20 protein-coding genes and 1 pseudogene are annotated in these 26706 nt (G+C 74.1%); 17 read left to right on the top strand and 4 right to left on the bottom strand.

What is annotated here, in order from left to right:
* Positions 1-199 (bottom strand): annotated as a pseudogene (locus ACWEO5_RS28955) (hypothetical protein); the annotation flags it as partial.
* A gap of 328 nt (positions 200-527) precedes the next feature.
* Here ACWEO5_RS28955 and ACWEO5_RS28950 point away from each other — a divergent pair.
* The 8 genes from ACWEO5_RS28950 (at position 528) to ACWEO5_RS28915 (ending at position 9657) form a co-directional block, all read left to right on the top strand.
* Positions 528-1037, top strand: coding sequence for a DUF6912 family protein (locus ACWEO5_RS28950; RefSeq protein ID WP_344551156.1), 510 nt, complete (start codon positions 528-530; stop codon positions 1035-1037).
* A gap of 441 nt (positions 1038-1478) precedes the next feature.
* Entirely contained in the window at positions 1479-2666 is a 1188-nt protein-coding gene (locus tag ACWEO5_RS28945) for an MFS transporter (protein WP_452165154.1), read from the top strand.
* A 32-nt stretch (positions 2667-2698) separates the two neighbouring features.
* On the top strand, positions 2699-3526 hold the full coding sequence (locus ACWEO5_RS28940; RefSeq protein WP_452165153.1) for an aldo/keto reductase: 828 nt from the start codon (positions 2699-2701) through the stop codon (positions 3524-3526).
* A gap of 150 nt (positions 3527-3676) precedes the next feature.
* Positions 3677-4990, top strand: a complete 1314-nt coding sequence (locus ACWEO5_RS28935; RefSeq protein WP_452165152.1) for a sensor histidine kinase — start codon at positions 3677-3679, stop codon at positions 4988-4990.
* Between the two features lie 408 nt (positions 4991-5398).
* A complete protein-coding gene (locus tag ACWEO5_RS28930; RefSeq protein WP_452165151.1) occupies positions 5399-7591 on the top strand; it encodes an MMPL family transporter in 2193 nt (730 codons plus the stop codon).
* 159 nt (positions 7592-7750) lie between these two features.
* Entirely contained in the window at positions 7751-7957 is a 207-nt protein-coding gene (locus ACWEO5_RS28925; RefSeq protein ID WP_344551164.1) for an MbtH family protein, read from the top strand.
* A gap of 4 nt (positions 7958-7961) precedes the next feature.
* A complete protein-coding gene (locus ACWEO5_RS28920) occupies positions 7962-8909 on the top strand; it encodes an ATP-binding cassette domain-containing protein (RefSeq protein WP_452165150.1) in 948 nt (315 codons plus the stop codon).
* Positions 8910-8913: 4 nt separating this feature from the next.
* Positions 8914-9657: a 4'-phosphopantetheinyl transferase family protein gene (locus tag ACWEO5_RS28915; protein ID WP_452165149.1), complete on the top strand. Its 744-nt coding sequence runs from the start codon at positions 8914-8916 to the stop codon at positions 9655-9657.
* 62 nt (positions 9658-9719) lie between these two features.
* Here the strand turns inward: ACWEO5_RS28915 and ACWEO5_RS28910 are convergent, their stop codons facing one another.
* On the bottom strand, positions 9720-10553 hold the full coding sequence (locus ACWEO5_RS28910; protein ID WP_452165148.1) for an AfsR/SARP family transcriptional regulator: 834 nt from the start codon (positions 10551-10553) through the stop codon (positions 9720-9722).
* A gap of 584 nt (positions 10554-11137) precedes the next feature.
* Complete coding sequence (locus ACWEO5_RS28905) at positions 11138-12181, bottom strand: hypothetical protein (protein WP_452165147.1); 1044 nt, start codon at positions 12179-12181, stop codon at positions 11138-11140.
* 470 nt (positions 12182-12651) lie between these two features.
* On the opposite strand from ACWEO5_RS28905, the gene ACWEO5_RS28900 reads away from it, so the two are divergent.
* From ACWEO5_RS28900 to ACWEO5_RS28870, 7 genes are all read left to right on the top strand, one after another.
* Positions 12652-13581 (top strand): 3-oxoacyl-[acyl-carrier-protein] synthase III C-terminal domain-containing protein, encoded by a 930-nt coding sequence (locus tag ACWEO5_RS28900; protein ID WP_452165146.1) that lies wholly within the window; start codon positions 12652-12654, stop codon positions 13579-13581.
* Between the two features lie 2 nt (positions 13582-13583).
* Entirely contained in the window at positions 13584-14990 is a 1407-nt protein-coding gene (locus ACWEO5_RS28895) for a preATP grasp domain-containing protein (RefSeq protein WP_452165145.1), read from the top strand.
* 93 nt (positions 14991-15083) lie between these two features.
* On the top strand, positions 15084-16352 hold the full coding sequence (lysA, locus tag ACWEO5_RS28890) for a diaminopimelate decarboxylase (protein ID WP_452165144.1): 1269 nt from the start codon (positions 15084-15086) through the stop codon (positions 16350-16352).
* Positions 16353-16502: 150 nt separating this feature from the next.
* The gene (locus ACWEO5_RS28885) at positions 16503-16775 is read left to right on the top strand and encodes a phosphopantetheine-binding protein (RefSeq protein WP_344551172.1); all 273 of its coding nucleotides are present in this window, start codon (positions 16503-16505) and stop codon (positions 16773-16775) included.
* A 2-nt stretch (positions 16776-16777) separates the two neighbouring features.
* Positions 16778-17650, top strand: a complete 873-nt coding sequence (locus ACWEO5_RS28880) for a hypothetical protein (RefSeq protein WP_452165143.1) — start codon at positions 16778-16780, stop codon at positions 17648-17650.
* Positions 17620-18261, top strand: a complete 642-nt coding sequence (locus tag ACWEO5_RS28875; RefSeq protein WP_452165142.1) for a hypothetical protein — start codon at positions 17620-17622, stop codon at positions 18259-18261. Before ACWEO5_RS28880 ends, ACWEO5_RS28875 begins: the two co-directional genes overlap by 31 nt.
* Complete coding sequence (locus tag ACWEO5_RS28870; RefSeq protein ID WP_452165141.1) at positions 18258-19409, top strand: acyl-CoA dehydrogenase family protein; 1152 nt, start codon at positions 18258-18260, stop codon at positions 19407-19409. The genes ACWEO5_RS28875 and ACWEO5_RS28870 overlap by 4 nt, the downstream gene beginning before the upstream one ends.
* A 51-nt stretch (positions 19410-19460) precedes the next feature.
* On the opposite strand, the gene ACWEO5_RS28865 is transcribed toward ACWEO5_RS28870, so the two are convergent.
* Complete coding sequence (locus ACWEO5_RS28865) at positions 19461-20108, bottom strand: response regulator transcription factor (RefSeq protein WP_452165140.1); 648 nt, start codon at positions 20106-20108, stop codon at positions 19461-19463.
* A 264-nt stretch (positions 20109-20372) separates the two neighbouring features.
* On the opposite strand from ACWEO5_RS28865, the gene sbnA reads away from it, so the two are divergent.
* Together sbnA and ACWEO5_RS28855 are read left to right on the top strand one after the other, a co-directional pair.
* A complete protein-coding gene (gene sbnA, locus ACWEO5_RS28860; protein ID WP_452165155.1) occupies positions 20373-21353 on the top strand; it encodes a 2,3-diaminopropionate biosynthesis protein SbnA in 981 nt (326 codons plus the stop codon).
* A 54-nt stretch (positions 21354-21407) separates the two neighbouring features.
* Positions 21408-26706, top strand: a 5299-nt coding sequence (locus tag ACWEO5_RS28855; protein ID WP_452165139.1) for an amino acid adenylation domain-containing protein, incomplete at its 3' end; no start/stop codon positions are given.

The raw sequence follows: 26706 nt of genomic DNA, 5'->3' as shown, positions 1-26706 counted from the left end.
CGGAGCCGTCGCAGGCCGCGCGCGGGCTGCGGGCGGTGCGCGGGGCCGCCCCGGCCCGGTGCGGGTCGTGGTGCGACTCGCGGTGCGGCTCCCGGTGCGGGTCCGGGTGCGGGTGGCGGACCGGGCGGCGGACGCCGGGCGCGGGGCGGACCAGCGGGCGGATCAGCGGGCCGGGCGTCCGGGTGAGCTGCTCGGTCATCGTGGCCCTCTCGACGGGTGGGTGCCTGGTGGCGGACAGGGCCTTTGGTACCGGGCGGGCGGAGACCGCTCCAAGGGGGTTTCCCGCGTTCCGGAGACGCCCGGAAATCCACCCGTACGGGTGGCAGCCCGGTAGCCACGGGGGCGGGGCGGCCGGGCGCGGGGGCGGAAGTTGACGGTCGGCCGGTTCCCGGAACGGCCCGTAGGGGGACGCGGGGGGTGACCTGATCGGCGCACGGCGCGGGCGGCGGCCCTGGGCATCGCGGGCGGTCTGGCGGGCTGCGTATTCTTGACCCGTCGCACAGTGAGACCGTCAGAAGGGTGCCCCGATGCGCGTGTACGTGCCGACCACGTTGAAGGACCTGGCGGTGGCGCACCCCGAGGGCGTCCTGGAGCAGAGCGTCGCGTACGCGGTGACGCCCGCGCTGCGCGAGTGGTACGTCAGCGACGACCTGGAGGAGCTGGAGTACGCGGCCCTCAACCGGGCGGCGCTCTCCTCGGTCCGCCTGCTGGCCGCCGATCCGGGCGCGCCGCGCCGCCGGGTGGTCCTCGCCGTCGAGGTCGCCGACTCGGCGGTCACGCCGTTCCCCGGCGACGAGTACCAGGACCAGGCGTCGCTCGGCCGGGTCGTGCTGGCCGGAGCGGTCCGGCTGGCCAAGGCCGCCGCGGTGCACGCCGACGACACCGACTCGGACGTGCTGGCCGACGTCGGCGCCGCGGCCGACGCGATCGCCGCCGCGGACGGCGGCGACCAGGACGCCCAGTTCACGGTGGACGGCGCGGAGGACCACGAACTGCTCTGGTTCGCCGTCCAGGAGATCCCGGGCCTGATCGCCTGACCCCGCACACCCCCGAAGACCCCGCCACGGCCACCCGGCCGGGGCGGGGTCTTTCGCGTTGAAGGGGTGGAAGGGGGGAGTTGCGGGCCTGCGGCGCTTGGGCGGGGGCGGGAGGAGGGGCTTCGGAGGGGAGGGAGAGGGAAGCGGGACCGCAGGGCTTGAGGGGTGGGGGTGGGATGGGCCCCGGGCGGGGGTCTTTCGCGTTGGGGGTGGAGGGGGAGGAGTCGCGGGCCTGCGGCGCTTGAGGGGCGGGACGGGGGTGGGGGTGGCCCCGGCCGGGGCGGGGGCTTTCGCGTTGAGGGGGGTGGAAGGGGGAGTCGCGGGCCTGCGGCGCTTGAGGGGCGGGACGGGAAAGGGTTTCGTTGCGTTTGCAAGTATGTGTGTCTGCAATTATTGTCGAAGCACGTAAGGCGCACCGGCAATCACATGGAGGTCCCTGTCATGCCCCTCGCGCTCCTCGCCCTGGCTATCGGGGCCTTCGGGATCGGCACCACCGAGTTCGTGATCATGGGGCTGCTGCCCGAGGTCGCCGCCGACTTCGGGGTCGGCATTCCGACCGCGGGGCTGCTGGTCACCGGGTACGCGGTCGGGGTGGTGGTCGGGGCTCCGCTGATGACCGTGCTCGGGACGCGGATCAGTCGCAAGCGGATGCTGATGCTGCTGATGGTGCTGTTCACCGCGGGCAACCTGCTGTCGGCGCTCGCGCCCGGGTTCGGGGCGATGCTGGCGGGGCGGATCGTCGCCTCGCTCGCGCACGGCGCCTTCTTCGGCATCGGGTCGGTGGTCGCCGCCGAGTTGGTCGCGCCGGAGAAGAAGGCCGGGGCGATCGCCACCATGTTCACCGGGCTGACGGTGGCGAACATCGTCGGCGTGCCGCTGGGCACGTTCGTCGGGCAGCAGGTCGGCTGGCGGGCCACCTTCGCGGCCGTCGCGGCGCTCGGCGTGGTCGGGCTGCTGGGCATCGCCAGGCTGGTGCCCGACCTGCCCCGGCCGCAGGGGGCGCACCTGCGGCGGGAGTTGGCCGCGTTCAAGAACGCGCAGGTGGTGCTGGCAATGGGGATGACGGTGCTGGGCTTCGGCGGGGTGTTCGCCGCGATCACCTACGTCAAGCCGATGATGACCGGCGTCGCCGGCTTCTCCGAGGGCTCGGTGACCTGGCTGCTGGTGCTGCTCGGGACCGGCATGTTCCTGGGCAACCTGCTGGGCGGGCGGTTCGCCGACCGCCGGCTGATGCCGATGCTGTTCACCACCCTGGGCGCGCTGACCGTCGTGCTCGCCCTGTTCACCGTCACCGCACGGGGCGAGGCCACCGCCGCGGTCACCCTGCTGCTGATCGGCGCGCTGGGCTTCGCCACCGTGCCGCCGCTGCAGAAGCGGGTGCTGGACCAGGCGCACGGCGCGCCGACGCTGGCCTCGGCCGTCAACATCGGAGCATTCAACCTGGGCAACGCGCTGGCCGCGTGGCTCGGCGGCGTCGTGATCGCCGCCGGGTACGGCTACACCGCCCCGAACTGGGTGGGCGCGCTGCTGGCCGGTTCCGCGCTGGTGCTGGCCCTGGTCTCGGCCGCCCTGGAGCGCCGGTCGAAGGCCGCCCCCGCGGCCGTCCCGGTGCCCGTAATGAACCACTGAGGACCCTCGAACTCCCCTACTGGAGAAGGAACATGAGCACCACCGTCCCCAACGTCACCCTCAACAACGGCGTCGAGATGCCGCAGCTCGGCTTCGGCGTCTTCCAGGTCCCGGACGAGGAGACCACCGCGGCCGTCGCCGCCGCGCTGGAGGCCGGGTACCGCAGCGTCGACACCGCCGCGGTCTACGGCAACGAGCGCGGCGTCGGCAAGGCGCTGGCCGCCTCCGGGCTGCCCCGCGAGGAACTGTTCGTCACCACCAAGCTGTGGAACGCCGACCAGGGCCACGACGCGACCCTGCGGGCCTTCGACGCCAGCCTCGACAGGCTCGGCCTGGAGTACGTCGACCTGTACCTGATCCACTGGCCCACCCCGGCCCGGGACCTGTACGCCGAGTCCTGGAGGGCCATCGAGCGGCTGGCCGCCGAGGGCCGGATCCGCGCGGCCGGCGTCTCCAACTTCCAGCCCGCGCACCTGACCCGGCTGATCGAGGCGGGCGGACTCGTCCCGGCCGTCAACCAGGTCGAGCTGCACCCGGGCCTCCAGCAGGCCGAGCTGCGCGCCTTCCACGCCGCCCACGGCATCGCCACCGAGGCGTGGAGCCCGCTCGCCCAGGGCGCCGTGCTGGACGACCCGGCGATCACCGCGATCGCCGAGCGCACCGGCAAGTCCCCCGCCCAGGTGGTGCTGCGCTGGCACCTGCAGCTCGGCAACCTGGTCATTCCCAAGTCGGTCACCCCGGCCCGGATCCGGCAGAACCTCGACGTGTTCGACTTCGCGCTCACCGACGAGGACACGGCCGCGATCGCCGCCACCGACCGCGGCCTGCGCACCGGCCCGGACCCCGACCGGTTCAACTGACCCTCCCGCGCGCAGGAAGAGGTGCCACCACCCCCGCCGGGGGGTGGTGGCACCTCGCGCAAGAGGGGTACTAGCACCCCCGAAATCCGCCCGCCGAATCGCCATGCTGGTAAGCACAGTGAATCGGTGAAGGCGAAATGGGGCCAGGACATGACTGCACGTGCCGAAGGAACGGAGAGGATCCACCCGAACCGCGGCGGCGCGGTCGCCACGGTGCTCCGGGGGGTGTCCCTGACCGGGATCGCCATCGGGGAGGCGCTGCTGCTGCTCTGGCTCTGCCTCGTGGTGTGCCTCAGCTGCATCGGCGTCGGCCTGCCGCTGCTGCCCGGCGCGCTGGACGCGATCCGCTCGGACGCCCGACTCCAGCGCCGGCTGGCCCTGGAGTGGTCCGGCGTCCGGGTGGACTCGGCCTACCCGTCGGAGCCCGCCGACGGCTCGGCCCGGACGGGCCTGCGACGGGTCCACCGGATGCTCGGCGAGCGCGAGACCTGGCGGGACCTGACCTGGACGGTGGTCAACCCGGTGATCGGACCGGTCCTGGCGCTGCTGCCGGCCGCCGCGATCCTGGGCGGACTCTGGGGCCTGGCGCTGCCGTTCGTCTGGGAGGACCTCAGCACGTCCTGGGACGGCATCTGGTTCACCTTCATCCCGGTCGAGAGCCAGGGCACCGCCATCCTGGCCGCCCTGCTGGGCGTGGTGGAGATCGCCGCGGGCGTGCTGCTGCTGCCCAAGCCGATGCTCGGGCTGCACGGCCGCTGGGTGCGGTTGGTCCTGGGCTCCAGCCGGGCCGAACTCAACCACCGGGTCGAGCACCTGGCCAACTCCCGCTCGGACGCGATGGACATGCAGGCCAACGAACTGCGCCGGATCGAGCGCGACCTGCACGACGGGGCCCAGGTCCGGCTGGTCGCCCTGGGGCTGACGCTGTCGGCCGCCGAGTCGCTGATCGAGCAGAACCCGGCGGCGGTGCGCGCCCTGCTCGCCGAGGCCAAGGACAACTCGGTGAAGGCGCTCAACGAACTGCGCGACCTGGTGCACGGGGTGCACCCGCCGCTGCTGGCCGACCGCGGCCTGGTGGACGCGGTCCGCACCCTGACGCTGGAACTGCCGCAGCGGGTGCAGCTGACCGGCTCGGTGCCGGGCCGGCTGCCCGCCCCGGTGGAGTCGGCGGCCTACTTCGCGATCGCCGAACTGCTCAACAACGTGACCAAGCACGGCAAGGCCACCGAGGTGACCGTCGACATCCACCACGCCGACCACGAACTGCGGGTCTCGGTGCACGACAACGGCGTCGGCGGGGCCGACAGCGGCCGCGGCAGCGGCCTGCGCGGGGTCGAGCGCCGGCTGGCCGCCTTCGACGGCCTGCTCGCGATCAACAGCCCCGCGGGCGGCCCGACCATGGTGGCCTTCTCCATCGGCTGCGACCTGCTGGCCGGCCCCGCCAGCACCGCCCAGAACAAGTAGGGCCGGGCGGACCCGCCCGCGCCACGACCGCCTCCCGGCCCCGCGCGGGCCGGGAGGCACCACCCCGGCACACCCGCCCCGCCGCTTCACCGCACGGCCCCACGGCCCCACCGCACCGCCCCACCGCTCCCCGGCGGTGGAGGGCACCCGACGCAGCACCAGGGCCCGTCCGCCGGCCCCCCGCCCTCGCCACGACGCCCGGCAGGCACCTCCCCGGGCCGACCACACCCCCCTCCAGGCCCGCAGGGTTCCGCGACGGCTGCTCCTCAGCCGTGCCCGGAAACGGTCCGGAAGCGGCCCGGTCCCCTCGCCGCACCCCGTACCGGCTCCTCCCGGCCCCGGCCCCCGGCCGCCCCAGAGCACGCCCCGATCCCTCTCTCCCGCTTCCGAAACGAAGGACCGATCGACATGACCGGCAAGAAACGCCACTTCGCCTCGCGAATGGGCCGGTGGAGCGCCACCCACCCGTGGTGGGCCATCTTCACCTGGCTGCTGCTGACCGTGGTCGCCTTCTCCATCGGCACGGTGGTGAAGGGCAAGGAGGCCACCAACCAGCAACTCCTGGTCGGCCAGGCGGCCACGGCCGAACGGATCGTCAACGAGAACGGCCTGCGCGGCCCGGCCACCGAGAACGTGCTGATCGGCCCGCTCGACGGGCAGCTGAACGACTCGGCCGCCGCGGCCGCCGCGGAGCTGAAGCAGCAGCTCGGCGCGCTCGACGGCGTCGCCTCGGTCTCCGACCCGATCCCCTCGACCGGCAACCGGGTCCTGCTGCTGCAGGTCGCGCTCAAGGGCGACCCCGACACCGCGAGCGACCGGGTCGCGCCGCTGCAGACCGTCACCAGGGCGGTCCAGCAGGCGCACACCGACCTGCGGGTCGAGCAGGTCGGCGAAGCCTCCATCAAGAGCGACTTCCAGGACTGGCTCGGCAAGGACCTGCAGAAGGCGACCACCATCAGCGTGCCGGTCACCCTGGTCATCCTCGCGGTGATCTTCGGCGCCCTGGTGATGGCCGGCGTGCCGGTGCTGCTGGGCCTGACCGCGGTGGCCTCCACCCTGGGCCTGTGGGCGCTGGCCTCCCAGGTGGTGCCCGACCCGGGCACGGTGACGGACGTCATCGTGCTGATGGGCCTGGCGGTCGGCGTCGACTACTGCCTCTTCTACCTGCGCCGCTTCCGCGAGGAGACGGCCAAGGGCTACGGGCCGACCTCGGCGGTGGAGATCGCCGCGGCGACCTCCGGCCACTCGGTGGTGGTCTCCGGCGTCGCGGTGCTGGTCTCGATGGCCGGGCTCTACCTGGCCGGCGACCTGATGCTGGCCTCGATGGCCACCGGCGCGATCATCGTGGTCGCGGTGGCGATGCTCTCGGCGGTCACCGTGCTGCCGGCCCTGCTGGTCAAGCTGGGCCGGGCGGTCGACCGGCCGCGGATCCCGCTGCTGTGGCGCCTCACCCGGAACCGGAGCAACCCGCGGGCCTGGAACTTCCTGCTGCGCCCGGCCACCAGGCACCCGCTGATCTCGCTGGTGCTCGCGGTCGGCGCGCTGGTGGCGCTGGCGCTGCCCGCGCTGGGGATGAACCTGAAGGCCACCCAGATCGCGGACTACCCGCGCACCCTGGCCACGATGCAGAGCTACGACCGGCTGCTCGCCGAGTTCCCCTCCAACGCCAACACCGACGTGGTGGCGGTGAAGGTGCCCGCCGGGCAGGAGGACGCCGTCCGCCAGCGCCTGGAGGGGCTGGCCGAACAGCTGAAGCAGGAACCGCTGTTCGCCAAGGACATCCCGCCGACGGTCCGGGTCTCGGCGGACGGGCACGGCGCCGTCCTGGAGGCGGGCACGCCGACCGGACCGGGCACCGACCCGGCCCGGGACTCGGTCGACCGGCTGCGGGACACGCTGGTGCCGGCGGCGCTGCAGGACGTGTCGGGCGTGCAGTACGCGGTCGGCGGCGACCAGGCGGACGACATGGACTACACCGCCAACCTGAAGGACCGGCTGCCGATGGTGATGGGCGTGGTGTTCGCCCTGACCTTCCTGATCATCGTGCTGGCGTTCCGCTCGGTGGTGGTGGCGCTGACCACCGTGGTGCTGAACCTGCTCTCGGTCGCGGCCTCGTTCGGCTTCCTGTGCCTGGTCTTCCAGCACACCTGGGCGGACGGGATCCTCGACTACCACTCGACCGGGCACGTGGTCTCCTGGGTGCCGGTGCTGCTCTTCGTGATCCTGTCGGGCCTGTCGCTGGACTACCACGTCTTCGTGGTCAGCCGGATCCGGGAGGGGGTGGTGGCCGGCATGACCACCCGCAACGCGGTGCTGGACGGCATCACCAGGACCGCCGGCGTGGTGACCGGCGCGGCCGCGGTCATGGTGGCGGTGTTCGCCACCTTCGGGACGCTGACCTTCATCGAGCTGAAGCAGATCGGCGTCGGGCTGGCGGTGGCCATCGTGCTGGACGCCACGGTGATCCGGATCTTCGTCCTGCCGGCCGCGATGACCCTGCTGGGCCGGGCCAACTGGTGGCCCTCGCGCACCGGCCGGGTGGTCACCGCGGACCTGCCGCGGCGCAGTGACGGGCCGCACCCGGAGCCGGTGGACGTCTGACCGGACCGGTCGGACGGGTCGGGGCCGCCACGGTCCCGGCCCGTCCCGGCGCGGCCCCGCGGACGGCGGCGATCAGCCGTTCGTCAGTTCCGCGTCAGCAGGTATGGAGCATAGTTGTCAGCGGATTTGACCCTGGAAGACGGACAGGACGGAACCTCGATGAGCAACCCCTTCGACGATCCCGACGGCACGTTCCACGTACTGGTGAACGGCGAGAACCAGCACAGCCTGTGGCCCGCCTTCGCCGAGGTTCCGGCGGGCTGGCGCGCGGCGCTCAGCTCGGTGCCCCGGGAGGAGGCGGTGCGCTTCGTCGAGGAGAACTGGACCGACCTGAGGCCGCTCAGCCTGATCGAGCGCGGGGCCTGAACCGGTGGCGGCCCAGGCGGCGATAGAGGCGGAGGGCCTCCGCAAGAACTACCGGGACCAGGAGGTCCTCAAGGGGATCGACCTGCACGTCCCGGCGGGCACGGTGCTCGGCCTGCTCGGCCCCAACGGGGCGGGCAAGACCACGACGGTCCGCATCCTCAGCACCCTGCTCGGACTGGACGGCGGCCGGGCCGCGGTGGCCGGCTTCGACGTCGCGGCGCAGCCGCGCGAGGTGCGCCGCAGGATCGGCCTGTCCGGCCAGTACGCCGCTGTGGACGAGGAGTTGACGGGACGGGAGAACCTCGTCCTGCTCGGCCGGCTGCTGCACCTCGGCCGGACGCGGGCCCGGGCCAGGGCGGACGAACTGCTGGAGCGGTTCGACCTCGCGGACACCGGGAACAAGCCGCTGCGGGCCTACTCGGGCGGCATGCGGCGCCGGCTGGACCTGGCGAGCACCCTGGTCGGCGGCCCCGAGGTGATCTTCCTGGACGAGCCGACCACCGGGCTCGACCCGTCCAGCCGGCTGGTCCTGTGGTCCGTCGTGCGGGACCTGGTGGCCAACGGCGTGACGGTCCTGCTGACCACCCAGTACCTGGAGGAGGCCGACGAACTGGCCGACCGGATCGTGGTGATCGACCAGGGCGTGGTGGCCGCCGAGGGCACCGCCGACGAGCTCAAGCGCAAGGTCGGCCAGGAGCGGCTGGAGGTCACCGTGGCCGACCCGGCCGACCTGCCAGCGGCGCTGTCCGCGCTGAACCCGCTGATGGTCGGCGAGCTGACCCGGGACGACCGCAAGGGCGTGCTGGCCGTGCAGTTGAGCGACGGACTGGCCGGGGTCTCGGCCGCGGCCGCGGCGCTGCACCGGGCCGGGATCCAGGTCAGCGGCCTCGCCCAGCGCCGCCCCTCGCTGGACGACGTCTTCCTGGAACTCACCGGCCGCCGGGCCGCGTAGCACGATGGCCCAGCCGAACGCGGTCAGTTGCCGGGTGCTCTGGTCGCCGGTGGTCGACCGGGCCCGGGTGCGCGCCCTGATGTCCGAGGACGAGCGGGCCCGGTACGGGCGGCTGGCCGAGCCCGAGGACCGGGCCCGGTTCGCCACCGCCCGGGCGCTGGTCCGCAGCGCGCTGGGCCGGGCGACCGGGGTCGCGCCCGGGGCGGTGGTGTTCAGCCGCCGGTGCGGGCACTGCGGCGGCCCGCACGGCAAGCCGCGGGTGCCCGGTGCCGCGACGCGGTTCTCGCTGTCGCACTCCGGCGGACGGGTGGTGCTGGCCGTGGCCGAGCACGCCGAGCCGGGGGTGGACGTGGAGCGGGTCACCGCCCGCGAGGTGGACCGGCTCGCGCCCCGGGTGCTCTCCGCGCGGGAGTTGGAGGACTTCCGCCGGATCCGCCCGGAGGACCGGACGGCGGCCTACCACGTCTACTGGACCAGGAAGGAGGCCGTCCTCAAGGCGGTCGGCCGCGGACTCTCCGTCCCGCTGCGCGGCCTCACCCTCGCCGCGCCCGCGCAGCCCGCGGCCCTGCTGTCCTGGGACGGAGCACCCTGGGACGGGGCGCCCGGGGACGGCGGAACGGGGCCGCCGGCCGTGGCGATGGCCGACCTGGACCCCGGCCCCGGGTACGCGGCGGCGCTCGCCGTCGAGGCCGCGGGGCGGATCGAACTGGCCGAGTGGAGGCTCGACGACCCGCTGGACGTGCCGTGACCGCTCCGGCCGCCGGAGCGGTCGGAGCGGTCACGTCGAACGGAGGGGGAGAAGTCAGCCGGTCACCGCGCGTCGGCCCAGACCAGGCCGGCGTCGATCGACGGGTCCTGGGCCAGGATGGCCTGTTGGAGGCCGCGCATCTTCTTCCGGGGCTCCAGCCCCAGCTCGGTGTTCAACCAGGAGCGGACCCGCTGGAACGTCGCCAGCGCTTCGCCCTGGCGGCCGGCCCGGTAGAGCGCGAGCATCAGTAACTCGGATATCCGCTCGCGCTCCGGGTGCTCGCAGGCGAGTTGTTCGAGCTCGTTGGCCGTGTTGCCCCCGGCGCCCACGCTCATGCGGGCCTCGTAGAGGTCCTCCAGGGCGTCCAGCCGGCGGCTGTTGAGCCGGTTGACCTGGCTGTCGCAGCGCAGCCCGCCCGAGACGTCGAGCAGGGCCGGCCCGCGCCAGAGCCGCAGGGCCTCCTCCAACTGCTGCGCCGCCTCGTAGGGTTGGTCGCGCAGCAGGGCGGCGCCGCGGGCGGCCAGGGTGTCGAATCTTCGGGCGTCGACGGCCTCCGGCGGCAGGTCGAGCAGGTACCCGTTGGCGGAGGTGGGCACCAGCAGGTTGCCCGGCACGCCGGTGGCCAGCTCCAGCGAGGTGCGCAGCCGGCGCATGTTCGCCTGCAGGGCGTTCTTGGGATTCTTGGAAGCCTGGTCGGAGAAGAGTTCCTCGATCAGGACGTCCATCGAGACGACTTCGCCCACGCTGAAACTCAGTACCGCGAGCAGGGTCCGCACCCGGTTCGCGCCGATGCCGTCGTAGCGGTCGTCGACCGATACCCGCAGCGACCCGAGGATTTCGACGGAAACCCGGTTCTTCGCATCGAGCTGACTTTCTACCTGGTGGTAATATTTCATTTATGCGACCCGATTCCGAGGCTCTGACCGCATGAGGGAGATTCTGCGCGTGTGTCGCCCGGCTTGCCTCCGCTGGGCGGTGCCGATCCCTACAGGCAGTCAATGGGGTGGTATGGAATGGTGCAGCCTCTGGTCCTCCGGCGCGCTTCCCGTCGTGCGCGGCCTGTGCGCAGGAGGGGCCCCAAGGCCGACGGGCGGGCCGTCGGCCCGCCCGTCGCGTGCTTTCGTGGCGCGCGGAGCTACGACAGGGGACAGCACTGCCTCGGCGATGGGGCCGGGCGGTCGGAGCGCCCGGGTGGAGAAAAGGTCGAACAGATGATCATTGATTGCCCCCGTGCTTTCGCCGAACGTCCGACCCGCCGCTAGGGGCGGACGCAAGCTGAATGTTTCCTGGTACTGCCTGGTGCTTCCTGGGTGAGCAGGTCCGGGCTGCCCGCGGTCGAAGATGCGGCCCGGATCAACTTAACACGGTCAAACGAACACTTTACCGAGTCCGTCGTCCAAAAAATCCCGACATCCCGCCCGGCGGCGTTGTCTCGACAGTGCGTCGGTAAAACGCGGGGAAGCCGGGCGCCCGCGGGCCGTCAGAGCAGGTCGAGCCGCTGCCCGACGCCGAGTTCGACGGCCGTGCGCCGGACGGCGTCGATCATGCCGACGTCCAGGATGGACATGCCGAACGGGTTGCTGACCACGTAGCCGGTGGTGGGCCGGACGGCGGGAACCAGCCCGAGCAGGACCTGCCCCAGGGTGCCGTCGACGGTCCGCCCCGGGCCGGTGGCCGGCGCGGCCGCGGTGCCCGGCCGGGTCACCCGGCCCTCCTGCAGGAGGCGGCCGAGGATCCGGCGCGGGTTCTCCTCGATCAGGTCGAGGTCGTCCCCGAACACGGCCTCGGCGCCGAGGAAGACCTCCTCCGTCAGGTCGCCCAGCGAGACGTGCGCGAGGAAGCTGCCCGGACGGATCCAGGAGGCCGGCACGTACGGGTCGTCGCTGGTGGTCAGGGTGACCGTGACCGGGGAGGCGGAGACCGCCTCGGCCGCCGAGGCGGCCACCGCGACGGTCAGCTGCGGGTGCTGCCCGGCGGCCCAGGCGACCAGCTGCGCGGACCGTTCGGCGGACAGGTCGAACACCGTCACCCGGCGGACCTCGGGGAAGTTGCGGACCAGCAGGTCCAGGTGGGCCCGGGCCAGCGCGCCGGTGCCGATCAGGGTGAGGCCGTCCCACTGCTCGGGGCCGAGCTCGCGCAGGCTGACCATGGTGTAGGCGGCGGTCCGGATCGCGCTCAAGTACCCTGCCTCGGCGATCAGTTCGGGCCGGGCGGTCTCCGGGTTGAAGGCGAAGCTCAGGCCGCCGGCCCGCTCGATGCCGCGGGACGGGTTGTCGACGGCCGCGTTGATCAGCTTCATGCCGTAGACCGAGGAGGTCTCGCGGTGCAGGGCGCCCAGCATCGCGATGGCCCGGCTGTAGGCGCCGTTGCCGTTGCGCCACGGCAGGTAGCCCTCGGTCGGGATCTCGGTCCGTCCGGCGGCCTGGTCGCGCAGGACCTCCGCCACGACCTCGACCGGGTCGAACTTCTCCAGGCACGCGAGCACGGCCGGCCGGTTGAGGAAGAGCAGGCTCTCTTGGGACATGGCGTTCCTCGGTTCGAAGTGGGTGTGGGTGCTTCCTGCGCGGCGGCCGGGCGCGGCCGGGCGGACGCGGCCGGGCGGGTGCGGTCGGAGCGGGAGCGGTCGGAGCGGGAGCGCGAGCGCGCCGGAGGCGGCCCCGGCCCGGCCCGGCCGACGAGCCATCGCAGCTTAGCTGATCATCTTCCTTGTGAAACAGGTGAGTTGATGACAGATCAGCTGAATCGATCGGTACGGCGGGCGAACGGGGGAGTGGTCATCCTTGATCGCCGCGTGGTCAGTATTCGGTCAGTCGTTTGTCAATTCGGCCCACTAGCTTGATCTCCGTCGCCCTGGGCGTACGGCTCGGGGAACAGCTGTGCACGGGCACGGCACCCGGCCGGCGGCCGCGGAGGTGACCGGCGGTACCCGCGACGGTGCCCGCCCCGGAGCACCGTGCCGAACCGTCGACTGCGGCTGAGAGGAGCCGGCTAGCCGTGACCTCACTGATCGAGGTATCCACCCACTGGCCCACCCAGGTGTCCATCACGGACCGTCAGCGGGCACTGGGCCTGACAGACACCGAACTGCGGCGCTACGGAAGGGGCTTCGGCCTCTCCGAGATCTGCTGGGACGAGACCGAGACCGAGACCGAGAGCCTGCTGGCCGCGGTCGGGAAGCTCACCGCGCTGCGCGGCCGGGAGGACAAGGTCCGCTACCTGCTCCGGCCGCGGACCCAGCGCTTCCTCTCGCCCTACCCGTTCAGCGCGCTGCACGAGGTGCGCCGGGAGAGCGGACTGCGGCACGCGAAGACCTTCGCCCTGACCGAACAGGCCTGCGCCTCGGGCCTGGTGGCCGTCGACGTGGCCGGCATGCTGCTGGCGGAGGACCCCGACCCGGAGGCACTGGCCCTGGTGCTGGTCGGCGAGAAGGCGTACACCCAGGTGGCCCAGGTGCTGCCCGGCATGGGCATCACCGGCGAGGGCACGGCGGCCGTGCTGGTCTCCGCCGCGGACACCCGCGACCGGGTGCTCGGCTTCGCCACCCGGACCGTCTCCGCGGGCGACCCCGGCCTGGTGATGACCGAGGAGGCGTTCGCCAACTTCCGCGCCTTCTACCCCGACACGCTGATGGCCGTGATCGACGAGGCGCTGGCCGCGGCCGGCCTGGGCATCGGCGACATCTCCCTGGTGCTCCCGCACAACGTCAACCGGATCGCCTGGGTGCGCTTCAGCGACCGCCTCGGCGTCGAGGTCGACCAGATCTTCCTGGACAACATCCCGCAGACCGGCCACTGCTTCGGCGCGGACCCCTTCATCAACTACGTCAGCGCCCAGGCCCTCGGCCGGCTCCGCCCCGGCGACCGCTACCTGATGGTCTCGGTCGGCCTCGGCGCGAGCTTCGCCGCGATGGTCGTGGAGCACTGAACGTGAACGCGACGGGAGAACAGGGCATGACCGGACCGGGGTTCAACCGGCGGCTGAAGACCGCGGTAGCCGGGGACGACCGCGCCGCACTGGTGTTCCTGGGCAACTTCGAGGTCGAGGAGCAGTGGGCGCGCGGCGAGATCGGGCTGCCCCGGCTCTCCTCGGCCGGCAGCACCGCGGTGGTCAACCGGATGGACGAGTTCGCGCTGCTGCTCGGCGGCGCCGACGACCACGTGGTGCTGAAGACCGCCCCCGACCGGGAGTACCTCCACTACCTGGGCGAACTGGGCCTGCAGCTCCCCACCGTCCACGTGGTGGCCGACCAGCTGCCGGGCAACACGGTCACCCAGGACGCGCTGGCCGACCCCGGGCTGCTGGCCGTCCTGGAACGGCTCGGCGAGCAGGGCGCGCTGCTGCTCCCGCACGGGGTGTCCGAGCTGGAGGAGGACCTGGCGGCCAAGGCGGGCATCGGGATCGCCGGACCGTCCGCGGCCCTGTGCAAGACGGTCAACAGCAAGGTCTACAGCCGGCGGATCGCCGACGAGCTGGGCCTGCGCCAGCCGCGCGGCTGGGCCTGCGGGACCCCGGCCGAGCTCGACGAGGCGGTCGCCGGCGCCACCGCCCTCCTGGACGAGGGCGCCGTGCTGCTGTTCAAGGAGGCCCTCGGGGTCTCCGGCAAGGGCATCTCGGTGATCGAGAGCGCCCGGCGGCTGGAGCGCACCCGGCAGATCGTGGCCAAGGCCGCGCGGGCCGCCGGCACCGACCGGATCGCCTTCGTGATCGAGGAGCGGGTGGCCAAGGTCGCCGACCTCAACTACCAGTTCACCATCGCCCGCGACGGCTCGGTCCACCTGGACTTCGTCAAGGAGGCCATCACCGCCAACGGCGTCCACCTGGGCCACCGGTTCCCGCCCGCCCTCGACGCCGGACAGCTCGCCGAACTCGGCCGCGCCGCCGAGCTGCTGGGCTCCCGGCTCGCCGCCGACGGCTTCCACGGCGTGGTCGGCGTGGACGCGATGACCGACCCGGACGGCGGCCTCTACCCGGTCATCGAGATCAACGCGCGCAACAACATGTCGACCTACCAGGTCCGGCTCCAGGAGCAGCTGCTCGGACCCGGCCGCACCGCGCTGGCCCGGCACTACCCGCTGGCGCTCGCCGAGCCGCTGCCGTTCGGCGCGGTCCGCGAACTGCTGGACGGCCTGCTGCTCCGGGGCCCCGGCGGGACCGGCCTGGTGGTCAACAACTTCGCCACCGTCAACGCCGGCGCCGCCGCGGGCACGCCGTTCAACGGCCGGCTCTACGGCCTGGTCATGGGCGACTCCCCGGCGGAGGTCGCCGCGCTGGACGCCGCGATCACCGAGCGGCTCGGCCGCATCGAGCCGTCCGCCACCCCCACCCGGCCCTAGGACCGCTCCGCCGGACCCCGCCGGCGCCCGGCGACGCGCGCCGGGCCGGCGGGATCCGGCGGGCAGGACCCGGCCGACGTCGAAAGGAGCACCATGAGCGCGGAATTCCAGATCCAGGGCCTGGGCGTCACCGCCCTCGCCGAGGAGTTCGGCACGCCCCTGTACCTGTACGACGGCGACGCGCTGCAGCGCCGGATCACCGACCTGCGCGAGCTGCTGCACCCGCGGCTCGAAGTGTTCTTCTCGATGAAGTCCAACCCCAACATCGCGATCTGCGCGCTGCTGCACCGCCACGGCGCCCGGGCCGAGGTCTCCTCGGTCGCCGAACTGCTGACCGCCCGCCGGGCCGGCGTGCCGCCGCAGGACATCGTCTTCCTCGGCCCCGGCAAGAGCCGCGCCGAGCTGACCGAGTGCCTGACCCAGGGCATCTACGCGATCATCTGCGAGTCGCTGCCCGAGCTGGAGCTGATCGAGGAGCTGGCCGGCGGGCTCGGCCTGGTCGCCCCGGTGGCCCTGCGGGTCAACCCCAGCTTCGCGGTCAAGGGCTCCGGCCTGACCATGGGCGGCAAGCCGCGCCAGTTCGGCATCGACGAGGCCCAGCTGATGGAGGGCGTCCCGCTCGGCAAGCAGTTCGAGCACGTGCGGCTGATGGGCGTCCAGGTCTACATGGGCACCCGGATCCTGAACGAGGACGCGGTGGTGCAGAACACCGCCCGGATCCTGGAACTGGCCCAGCGGATCGCCGCGCACCACGAGTTCGCCCTCGACATGGTCGACATCGGCGGCGGCCTCGGCGTCTCCTACTTCGAGGGCGAGCGGGACCTCGACCTGGCGCTGCTGGCCGAGGGGGTCAACCCGGTGCTGGCGGAGTTCGCCGAGGCGCACCCGCGGACCCGGATGATCATGGAGCTCGGGCGCTACCTGACCGCGGAGAGCGGCACCTACGTGGTCCGGGTCCGCTACACGAAGACCTCGATGAGCGAGAACTTCGCGGTCGCGGACGGCGGGACCAACCACCACATGGCGGCCGTCGGCATCGGCTCCTTCGTCAAGCGCAACTTCCCGATCCGGCTGCTCAACCGCTACGACGCGCCGGCCGACGAGGTCTGGAACATCACCGGCCCGCTCTGCACGCCCAACGACACGCTGGGCAAGAAGGTCCGGCTGCCGAACCTGCGCGCCGGCGACCTGCTCGGGGTCGAGCGCTCCGGGGCCTACGGACCGAGCGCCTCCCCGGTGCTCTTCCTCAGCCACGGCTACCCCGCCGAGGTCCTCGTCCAGGACGGGCGGGCCCACCTGGTGCGCGAGGCCGACAGCACCGAGGACCTGCTGCGCAAGCAGCGCCTGGTCGACGAGGGCTGACGGCAGGCCACCGCAGCACGCCACGCCACCGACCGCAGCACGCCGCGCCACCGACCGCACCGCGCCGCGCCACCGCGCCGGCGGCACGCCACCGCACCACCGACCGCAGCACGCCACCACGCCACCACGCCACGAAAGGGCGCGATCCCCATGAGCGACACCATCGAGACCACCGACCGCACCAGGGTGGTCGCCGCCATCACCGAGGCGCTCGGCGCCGTGCTCCAGCGCGACCTGGGCGACCTGGCACCCGAGACCGAGCTCTTCGACACCCTGGGCCTGGACTCCACCGGCGTGCTCGACCTGCTGCTGCGCCTGGAAGAGCTGCTGGACGGGGAGTTCGACACCGACGAGCTGGAGATGAGCCACTTCGCCACCGTCCAGTCGCTCGCCGACTTCATCACCGCCGAACTGGACGCCTGAGGATGTCGATCTCAGCACCGGAGCGGGCCGGTGCCGCCGGGCGGGGCCCGGCCCGGTACCCGGGCCTCGCGGTGACCGCGGCGGCGCACCGGTTCTTCCCGACCGGCACCACCCCGATCGACAACCCCGTCGAGCGGAGCTTCTTCCCCGACCACACCGGCCACGCCGGCCTCGACCTGGACCTGGCGGCGCTCGACGCCGCCACCGGCAACCGGTTCGAGGACATGGGCGCCGAACTGCTCGACCGGCTCGGCGCCCAGCCCGAGACCGACCTGATGGTCCTGGCCTACGCCACCCCGGACCTGCTGCCCACCACCCTGACCGCGCCCACCCTCGCCGAGCGGCTCCCCGGCCGCCCGCTGCTGCTCGCGGTCACCGACCAGGGCCGCTCCGCCCCGTTCAGCGCCCTCGCGCTGGCCCAGAGCTACGCCCACCGGCACGGCTACCGGCGCTCCCTGGTGCTGGCCTTCGACCAGGCGGTGCTGCCCTACCGGCTCCCGGCCGACGGACCGCTGCGCCTGGCCGGCGACAGCGCGGCCGTCCTGGTCCTGGAGGCCGTCGACGCCGACCGGCCGGACGGCTACCAGGTGCGCCAGGTCTGCGGGTTGGAACCGCAGCAGGTCGGGCGGGCGCTGCGCGACCTGGTCGTCGAACTGGACCCGCGGGGCACCGCGCGGCTGCTGGCCGGGCCCGGTCTCGAAACGGACCCCGGCCGGGCCGTCGCCCGGCGGGCTGAGGCCGGCTACCCGTGCACCGCGCTGCTGGGCCTGCTCGCCGAGGGGCTGCCGGACGGGGCGCCGGTCCTGCTGGCCGAGTACGACCCCGTCCTGGGCGACCTGTCGGTGTGCCGCGTCGACCCCGCCCCGGCCCGGTGACCGCGACGGCGCAGGCCCCCGCGCCGGCGGCCGAGCTCCAGCGGGTGGCCCGGACGGAGGGGCTCGTCCCCGCGCTCGGCCTGCTGCTGGAGGCGCACGGCGACGCCCTGCCGCTCGGGCCGACCGGCCACGCGCTGCTGCCCGAGCGGGACGCGGCCCCGGACCCGGTGCGCCGCTACCCGCTGCCCGGCGGCGCGGTCGTGCTGGTCCACGACCCGCGGGCGGTCCGCGACGGGGCGCGGGCCGTCGACCAGGCGGCGCTCCTGCGGCTGCGGCTCGGCCTGCTCCAGGGCCTGCGCGACGACTGCGTGGCGCACCTGGCCGGGCGGGCCAGCGGCGAGAGCACCGTCCTGCTGCAGCAGCTCGTCAAGGGCCAGCTGGCCGAGGCGCTCGGGCACCAGCTGGAGCTCGCCGCGCTGCTCGACGCCACCGCGCCGCGGGAGCTGACCGGCCCGGTCCTGCGGGACCTGCACAGCCAGGTCACCGCGGTCGGCCGGGTCCTGCTGCGGCTGCTGGGCGCCCACGGCTTCCTGGCCGACGGCCCCGGCGCCACCGCGCACGTCTCGGAACTGCTGGCCGACGTCTACCTGCACGCGGAGGAAGCCCGGTGACCGAGCTGGACAGCCGCCTGGCCGCGCTGCGCGACCAGGCCCGCGAGTGGGGAGCCGGGTTCGCGGCGGTCGCCCTCGAACTGGACCGGGACCCCGACCGGATCGCGGACCACCTCGACCTGCCCGGGGTCCGCTTCATGAGCACCTTCGGCGTCCCCGCCGAGTTCGGCCGGCCGCCGCTGCGGATCGGACCGCACCGGTTCGAGGGCACGTCCGCGCTGGAACGCGCGGTGGTGCTGGAGGAACTGGCCCGCGGCGACATCGGCACCACGCTGGCCGCGCCCGGCCCCTCGATGTCCGGCGTCCTGGTCGAACAGCTCGGCGACCCGGCCCAGCGGGAGTGGTTCTACGGGCGGGTGCTCGCGGAACCCACCTGGACCTGCTTCGCCCTGACCGAGCCCGGCCACGGCTCCGACGCCTCGGCGCTGGACACCGTGCTGCGCCCGGCCGCCGACGGCGGGTTCGAACTGACCGGGGCCAAGCGGTACGTGGGCAACGCCTCGCGGGCCCGGATCGCCGCGGTCTTCGCCCGCACCCGGCCGGGGCCGCTCGGCGTCACGGCGGTCCTGGTGGACACCGACGACGCGGGCTACCGGGCCGAACCGCTCGACTCGCTCGGCGTCCGCGGCGCCCGGATCAGCGCCGTCACGCTGGACCGGGTGCGGGTCGACCCGGAGCGGGTGCTGGGCCGGCACCTGTCGCCGACCCGGCGCGGCATCTGGGCCTCCATCCAGGTGTTCAACCGGCTGCGGCCCACGGTGGCCGCCCTCGCGCTGGGCATCGCCGGCGCGGCGCACGACCTGCTGCTGGAGCACCGGGCCGCGGCCCGGGGCACCGACCGGGAGCGGATCGAGCGGATCGGCCGGCGGATCGGCGCCACCCGCGCCCTCGTCCACCGGGCCGCGGCCGCCGTGGACGCCACCGGCGACGGGTACCTCGCCTCGGCGGCGAAGGCCCGGGCCTGCCGGCTGGCCGAGGAGGTGACGCTGGAGGCGTGCGAGCTGCTCGCGCCCGCCGCCCGGGTCACCCACCCGCTGCTCGACAAGCTGGTGCGCGACGCGCGCGGGGTGGAGTTCATGGAGGGCACCCGCAACGTCCAGCACCTCAACCTGTTCCAGGGCCTGCTGTCGGGCCGGGTGGACGGGTGAGCGGGCCCCGCGGGCGGCGGCGGCCGCCCGGCTCCGGGAGCCGACGGGGCGTCAGGCCCGGTTGAGGTAGGCGAGCACGGCCATCACCCGCCGGTTGTCGTCCTTGGACGGCGGCAGGTCGAGCTTGGCGAGCAGGCTGTTGATGTGCTTGGCGACGGCCTTCTCGGTGATCACCAGGGCCGCGGCGATGGCGGCGTTGGACCGGCCCTCGGCCATGTAGCCGAGCACCTCGCGCTCGCGCTCGCTGAGCCGGGCGATCTGCTGGTCCTGCGAACTGTGGTTGAGCATCCGGGAGACGACGTCCGGGTCCATCACGGTGCCGCCGGCGGCGACCTGGTGCAGGGCCGAGATGAACTGGCCGCTGTTGAAGACCCGGTCCTTGAGCAGGTAGCCGACCCCGCCGTCGCCGTCGGCCAGCAACTCCTGCGCGTAGAGCTGGTCGACGTACTGGGAGAGGATCAGCGAGGGCTGCCCGGGACGCAGGCGGCGGGCCTCCAGCACGGCGCGCAGCCCCTCGTCGGTGTGGGTGGGCGGCATCCGGATGTCGACCAGTGCGACGTCGGGCTCGTGCTCGGCCAGTGCCGCGGTCAGTTCGGGGCCGGACCCGACCGCGGCGACGATGTCGAAACCGTTCAGTTCGAGCAGTCGGGACAGGCCCTCGCGGAGCAGGAACTGGTCTTCCGCGAGTACCAGGCGCATGATCCGACCCCCGTGTCTTCCCGTCAGTCCCGGCCCGCCGGGCCGGTGACCCTCCGGCCCACAAGCTAGCAACGCCCCAAGGGCCAAGCAAGGCAAGCCAATCGGTCAGCGCCTGGTCAACTGCCCGTCAGCGCCGTTTGAAATGATCCTTCGGGTCAGGCGCCGCAAGGGATTCCAGGACGCGTGACCGACGAAGGCATCCACCGCTGTATCCGAGCCGGCCCGGAATCACCCCGCCGGCCATATCGACGTGGACGGTGTCCCATTCAAGTCATCTCCGCTCCGTATGAATTCAATGCCGACGATGTCTTCGTCAATCTCGAAACCGTCGTCGGACAACGCCTGATGCTCAAGTGCGAGGGCTTCAATTTCGCCGGTTCCATCAAACTCAAGGCCGCGCACGCGATGGTGAGCGCCGCCGAGCGGGAGGGCCGGCTGCGCCCGGGGTCGACCCTGGTGGAGAGCTCCTCGGGGAACCTGGGCGTGGCGCTGAGCCTGGTCGCCGCCAGCCGCGGCTACCGGTTCATCTGCGTCACCGACTCCCGCTGCACCCTCGGCGCGCGCCAGTTGATGGAGGTGTTCGGCAGCGAGGTGCACGTCATCACCAAGCCGGACCCGGTCGACGGGCTGCTGGGGGCGCGGATCAAGTACGTGCGCGACCTGTGCGCGGACAACGAGGGCTTCCTCTGGCTCAACCAGTACGCCAACCCGAACAACTGGCAGGCGCACTACCAGCTGACCGGCCCCGAGATCCTCAAGGCGTTCCCCGACCTGGGGACGCTGTTCGTGGGGGCGGGCACCACCGGCACGCTGATGGGCTGCGCCCGCTACCTGCGCGAACAGAAGCCGTCGGTGCGGATCGTGGCGGTCGACGCGGTCGGCTCGGTCACCTTCGGCGGCCCGCCCGAACCGCGGCACATCCCGGGCCTCGGCACCGGCGTGCGCCCGGCGCTGTTCGACGAGTCCGTGGTGGACGACGTGGTGATGGTGGCGGAGCCCGACACCATCCGGGCCTGCCGCCGGCTGGCCCGGCACGGCTTCCTGTTCGGCGGCTCCACCGGGACGGTGGTGAGCGGGGCCGCGGCCTTCCTGGCCGAACACCCGCTGGCGGACGGCGAGTCGGCCGTCGCCATCGCGCCCGACCTGGGGGACCGCTACCTGGACACCGTCTACCAGGACGCGTGGGTGACGGACCTGTACGGCCCCGACGTGCTCCAGGACACGGTCCGGGCCGAGGCCCGCTGACACCGCGGTCCAGGCCGTCCTCACCACAGCCCGCAGTACCACGATGGAGACGTCATGACCTCGCCCACCCGTTCGACCCTCCCGCTGACCGGCGCCCAGACCGGCATCTGGTTCGACGAGCGACTCGCCAGCGGCCGCCTCGCCTACAACATGGCGGACTACCTGGACATCAGGGGCCCGCTGGACGACCGGCTGCTCGTCGAAGCCCTCACCCGGGTGACGGACGAGGCCGAGTGCACCCGGGCGAGGTTCTCCGAAGTGGACGGCCTGCCCGTCCAGTGGATCGAACCGCTGGACGGGCTCCCGCTGCGCACCGTCGACCTGACGGGCCACCGGGACCCGGTCGGCGAGGCGCTGCGGCTGATGGACGAGGACCTGCACCGCCCCTTCGAGCTGCTCGGCGGCCTGCTGTTCCGGGCCGTCCTGGTCAAGGTGGCCGCCGACCGCTCGCTGCTCTACCTGGCCATGCACCACCTGCTCTCCGACGGCTACAGCCGCCTCGCGGTCTACCGCAGGCTCAGCGAGGTCTACGGGGCACTGGTGGCGGGGGAGCCGGTCGCCGGCGGCGCGCTGCCGGGACTGGAACTGCTGCTGCGGGAGGAGGCCGACTACCTGGGCTCGGCCGCGGTGGAGCGCGACCGCGCGTTCTGGGAGGGCCACCTGAGCGGCCCGGCCGGGCCCACCAGCCTGGCCGCGGGCGAACCGGTGCCCGGCACCGCGTTCCTGCGCGACAGCCTCGCGCTCGACGCGGCCACCGCCCGGACCCTGCGGGCGGCGGCCCGGGCCGCCGAGGTGACCTGGCCGACCTTCGCCATCGCCGCGGCCGCCGCGTACACCGGCAAGTCCGCCGGCCTGTCGGACGTGCTGCTCACCCTGCCGATGACCGCCCGGCTGACCGCCACCGCCCGCTCGGTGCCCGGCATGGTGGCCAACTACCTGCCGCTGCCGGCCCGGGTCGGCGCCACCACCACGGTGGGCGGACTGCTCCGCGCCACCTCCAGGTCCGTGGCCCGCTCGCTGCGCCACCAGCGCTACCCCGCCGACCGGATCCGCCGCTCGATCGGCCTGCGGGCCGACGACCGGCGGCCGTTCGGGCCGTTCGTCAACGTCCTCCCGCAGACCCCGGAGTTCCGGCTCGGCCCGTGCGAGGCGCGGCTGAACAACCTCTCCACCGGGATCGTCGACGACCTGATGATCACCGTCCTGGACGGCGCCGACGACGGCGTCGAACTGCACGTCAACGGCAACCCCGCGCTGTACGGCGAAGCGGAGGTCACGGACCACCTGCACCGCTTCGGCGCCTTCCTGCGCAGCCTCGCCGAAGCCGGCCCCGACACCCCGCTGGGCCGCCTCGACCTGGCCACCGGCGCCGAGCGCGCCCGGCTGGCGCGGGTCGGCACCGGCCCGGCCGGCGCCCCGGGCGGTTCGCTGCCGGAGCGGGTGCGCGAGGTGGCGCTGGCCGGTCCGGGCGCGGTCGCGGTGAGCGACGGCGAGGTGGTGGCCTCCTACTCGTCGCTGGTCGGCCGGGCCGACGGGCTCGCGGAGGTGCTGGGGGCCGAGGGCGTGCGCCCCGGCACCCTGGTGGGCGTGCTGGCGGAGCCGGGGACGGCGTTCGTGGGCGCGGTGCTGGGCGTGCTGACGGCGGGGGCGGCGTACGTGCCGCTGGACGTGTTCGCGCCGCCGGTGCGGGTCGCCTCGCTGGTGGCGGACGCGGGCGTGCGGCACCTGCTGGTGGGCGCGGGGCAGGAGGCGCTGGCGGCGGAGGTGGTCGCGCTGGCGGGCGACGGGGTGCGGCTGCTGCCGCTGCCGGGCGGTTTCGAGGCGGGCGCGGTCGAGCTGGGCCCGGCCCCGGCGGTGCCGGGCGGCCCGGACGACCTGGCGTACGTGATCTTCACTTCGGGTTCGACGGGCAAGCCCAAGGGCGCGATGGTGCACCGGGCCGGGATGGTCAACCACCTGCTGGCCAAGGTCGAGGACCTGGGCCTGGGCGCGGGCGACACGGTGGTGCAGAACGCGCCGGTGACCTTCGACGTGTCGGTCTGGCAGATGCTCGCCCCGCTGCTGGTCGGCGGCAGCGTGCGGGTGGTCGACCGGGCGACGGCGGCCGACCCGGACGCGCTGTTCGCGGTGGCCGCGGCCGACCGGGTCGCGGTGCTGGAGGTGGTGCCCTCGCTGCTGCGGGCCGCCCTGGACGCCTGGGAGGTGTCCGGCGGCGCCCCCGCGACGGCGGACCTGCGCTGGCTGATGGTGACCGGCGAGGCGATGCCGCCGGACCTGTGCGAGCGCTGGTGGCGGCGCTGCCCGGAGGTCCCGCTGGTCAACGCGTACGGGCCGACCGAGTGCTCGGACGACGTCACGCACGCGGTGCTGCGGGCCGGCGGCGAGGTGGGCGCGCGGGTGCCGATCGGCGCGCCGGTGCGCAACACGAGCCTGTACGTGCTGGGCGACGACCTGCGGCCGGTGCCGCCGGGCGCGCTGGGCGAGCTGTACGTGGGCGGCGCGGGTGTGGGCCGCGGGTACCTGGGCGACCCGGTCAGGACGGCCGGCTCGTTCGTCGCGGACCCGTTCTCGGCGCTGCCGGGCGCGCGGATGTACCGCACGGGCGACCGGGTGGTGTGGCGCGGCGACGGGCAGCTGGAGTTCGTCGAGCGGCGCGACCACCAGGTCAAGGTGCGCGGGTTCCGGATCGAGCTCGGCGAGGTGGAGGCCGCGCTGCGGTCGCTGCCGGGCGTGCTGGACGCGGCGGTGACGGCGCCGAAGGACGCGGCGGGCCGGGTGCGGCTGGTGGCCCACGTGGTGGCGCCGGGCGGCGACACCGCGGCGGTGCGCGCGCGGCTGGCCCGGGTGCTGCCCGACCACATGGTGCCCACCGGGTGGGTGGCGTGGGGCGAACTGCCGCTGACGCCGCACGGGAAGGTCGACCGCAAGGCGCTGTCGGCGTCCGCGGCGGGCGCCGCCGCTCCGGTGGCCGGCGCGGCTCCGGCGGCGGCGGGCCGGGCGCCGCGGGGCGAGCTGGAGCAGCTGCTGTGCGAGGTGTTCGCCGAGGTGCTGGGCGTGGCCGGGGTCGGCGCGGAGGACAACTTCTTCGCGCTGGGCGGGGACTCGATCAGCTCGATCCAGCTGGTCAGCCGGGCCCGGGCCCGCGGCGTGCTGCTCACCCCGCGGGACGTCTTCGGGCACCGCACGCCCGCCGCCCTCGCGACGGTGGCCGCCGCCGCGCCGGCCGGCCAGGACCGGCCCGCCGCCGAGGACGGCACCGGCGAGGTCGAACCGACCCCGATCATCGCCCAACTGACCGAGGACCTCGGTACCCTCGACGGCCCGGCCGCCGAGTACAGCCAGTACGTGCTGGTCAGGACGCCGGCCGCGCTGACCGCCGAGCGGCTCCCCGAACTGCTGGCGGCCCTGCTCGCCCGCCACGACGCGCTGCGGACGGCCGTCACCGAGGCCGCGCCCGGCGTCTGGACGCTGCGCACCCTGGAGGCCGGCGCCGTCGACGCCGCCCGGCTGGTCGACTCGGTCGACGCCGCCGGGGCGCTCGGCGACCCGGCCGCGCTCGACGCGCTGGTCACCGAGCAGGTCCGGGCCGCCCGCGGCCGGCTCGCCCCGACCGAGGCCGTGATGCTGCGGGCGGTGCTGCTGGACGGCGGCCCCGCGGCGGACGGCCGGCTGCTGCTGCTCGCCCACCACACCGTGGTCGACGGAGTCTCCTGGCGGATCCTGGTCGCCGACCTGGAGCGCGCCTGGGAGGCCGTCGCCGCCGGCCGGCCGCCGCTGCTCGACCCGGTGCCCACCTCCTACCGGCGCTGGGCCGCCACCCTCGGGGAGCAGGCCAGGAGCAGCGCCAGGATCGCCGAACTCCCGTACTGGCAAGAGCAGTTGACTGCCGACCAGCCCGCCCTCGGGCGGCGCGCCCACGATCCGGCCCGGGACACCTACGGCACGGCCGGCCGGCTGCGGCTGGAACTGCCCGCCGACCGGACGGCGGCGCTGCTGACCGCCGTCCCCGCCGCCTTCCACGGCGAGATCAACGACGTGCTGCTCGGCGCGCTCGCCGTGGCCGTCACCGACTGGCGGGCCCGGCACGGGGCCGACGGCGGGGCGCCGGTGCTGATCGAGCTGGAGGGCCACGGCCGCGAGCAGATCGTCGAGGAGGTGGACCTGGCCCGCACGGTCGGCTGGTTCACCACCGTCTTCCCGGTCCGGCTGGACCCCGGCCGGTTCGACCGCGCCGAGGTCCTGGCCGGCGGCCCGGCGCTGGGCGCCGCGGTCAAGCGGATCAAGGAGCAGCTGCGCGCCGTCCCGGACCGCGGCATCGGCTTCGGCCTGCTGCGCCACCTCAACCCGCAGACCGCCCGGCTGCTGGCGGCCGCCCCCGCGCCCGCCATCGGCTTCAACTACCTGGGCCGGTTCCGGGTCGACGGCACCACCGGCCCGTGGACGCTGGACGGCGGCAGCGCCGTGGTCGGCACCGGCGTGCACCCCGACATGCCGCTGCGCCACCCCCTCGCGGTGACCCCCGTCACCGAGGACCACGCGGACGGCCCGCGCCTGGTGGCCGACTGGCTCTGGGCGGACGGCCTGCTGACCGGGGCCGAGGTCCGGGACCTCGCCGAGAGCTGGTTCGCCGTGCTGCGCGCCCTGACCGACCACGCCGCGGCCCCCGGCGCGGGCGGCCGCACCCCGTCCGACCTGCCGCTGGTGGCGGTCGGCCAGGCGGAGATCGAGGAGATCGAACGGGGCGCGGGCGGTCCGCTCACCGACGTGCTGCCGCTGACGGCGCTGCAGCGCGGCCTGCTCTTCCAGGCCGCGCTCGACCCGGACCGCAGCGACCCGTACACCCTCCAGATCACCGCCGACCTGGTCGGCGCGGTCGACCGGACGGCCCTGGAGGACTCGCTGGCGGCCCTGCTGGAACGCCACCCCCACCTGGGCGCGGCCTTCCACCACCGGCCCGCCGGCGACCCGGTCGCGGTGCTGCGCGGCGGCGTCCGGGTGCCGCTGGCCGCGGCCGACCTGTCCGCGCTCGCCGCGGACGAGCGGGCGGCCGCGCTGGACCGGCTCGCGGAGCAGGAGCGCGCACGCGGCTTCGACCTGTCCAGGGCGCCGCTGATGCGCTGGACGCTGGTGCGCCTGGACGAGGACCGGCACCGGCTGGTCTGGACCCTGCACCACATCCTGGTGGACGGCTGGTCGATGCCGCTGCTGGTCCGCGAACTGCTCGACCACTACCGGCACGGCGGCGCGGCCGACGCGCTGCCCGCCGCCGTCCCCTTCCGCGACTACCTGGTGCACCTGGCCGGCCAGGACCGCGTCCGGGCCCGCGCCGCCTGGCGCGCCGCGCTGGCCGGAG

Source organism: Kitasatospora sp. NPDC004272 (genome assembly GCF_053603035.1).
The sequence above is the reverse complement of the archived record's forward strand: the minus strand, read 5'-3'. Positions and strand labels throughout refer to the sequence as shown.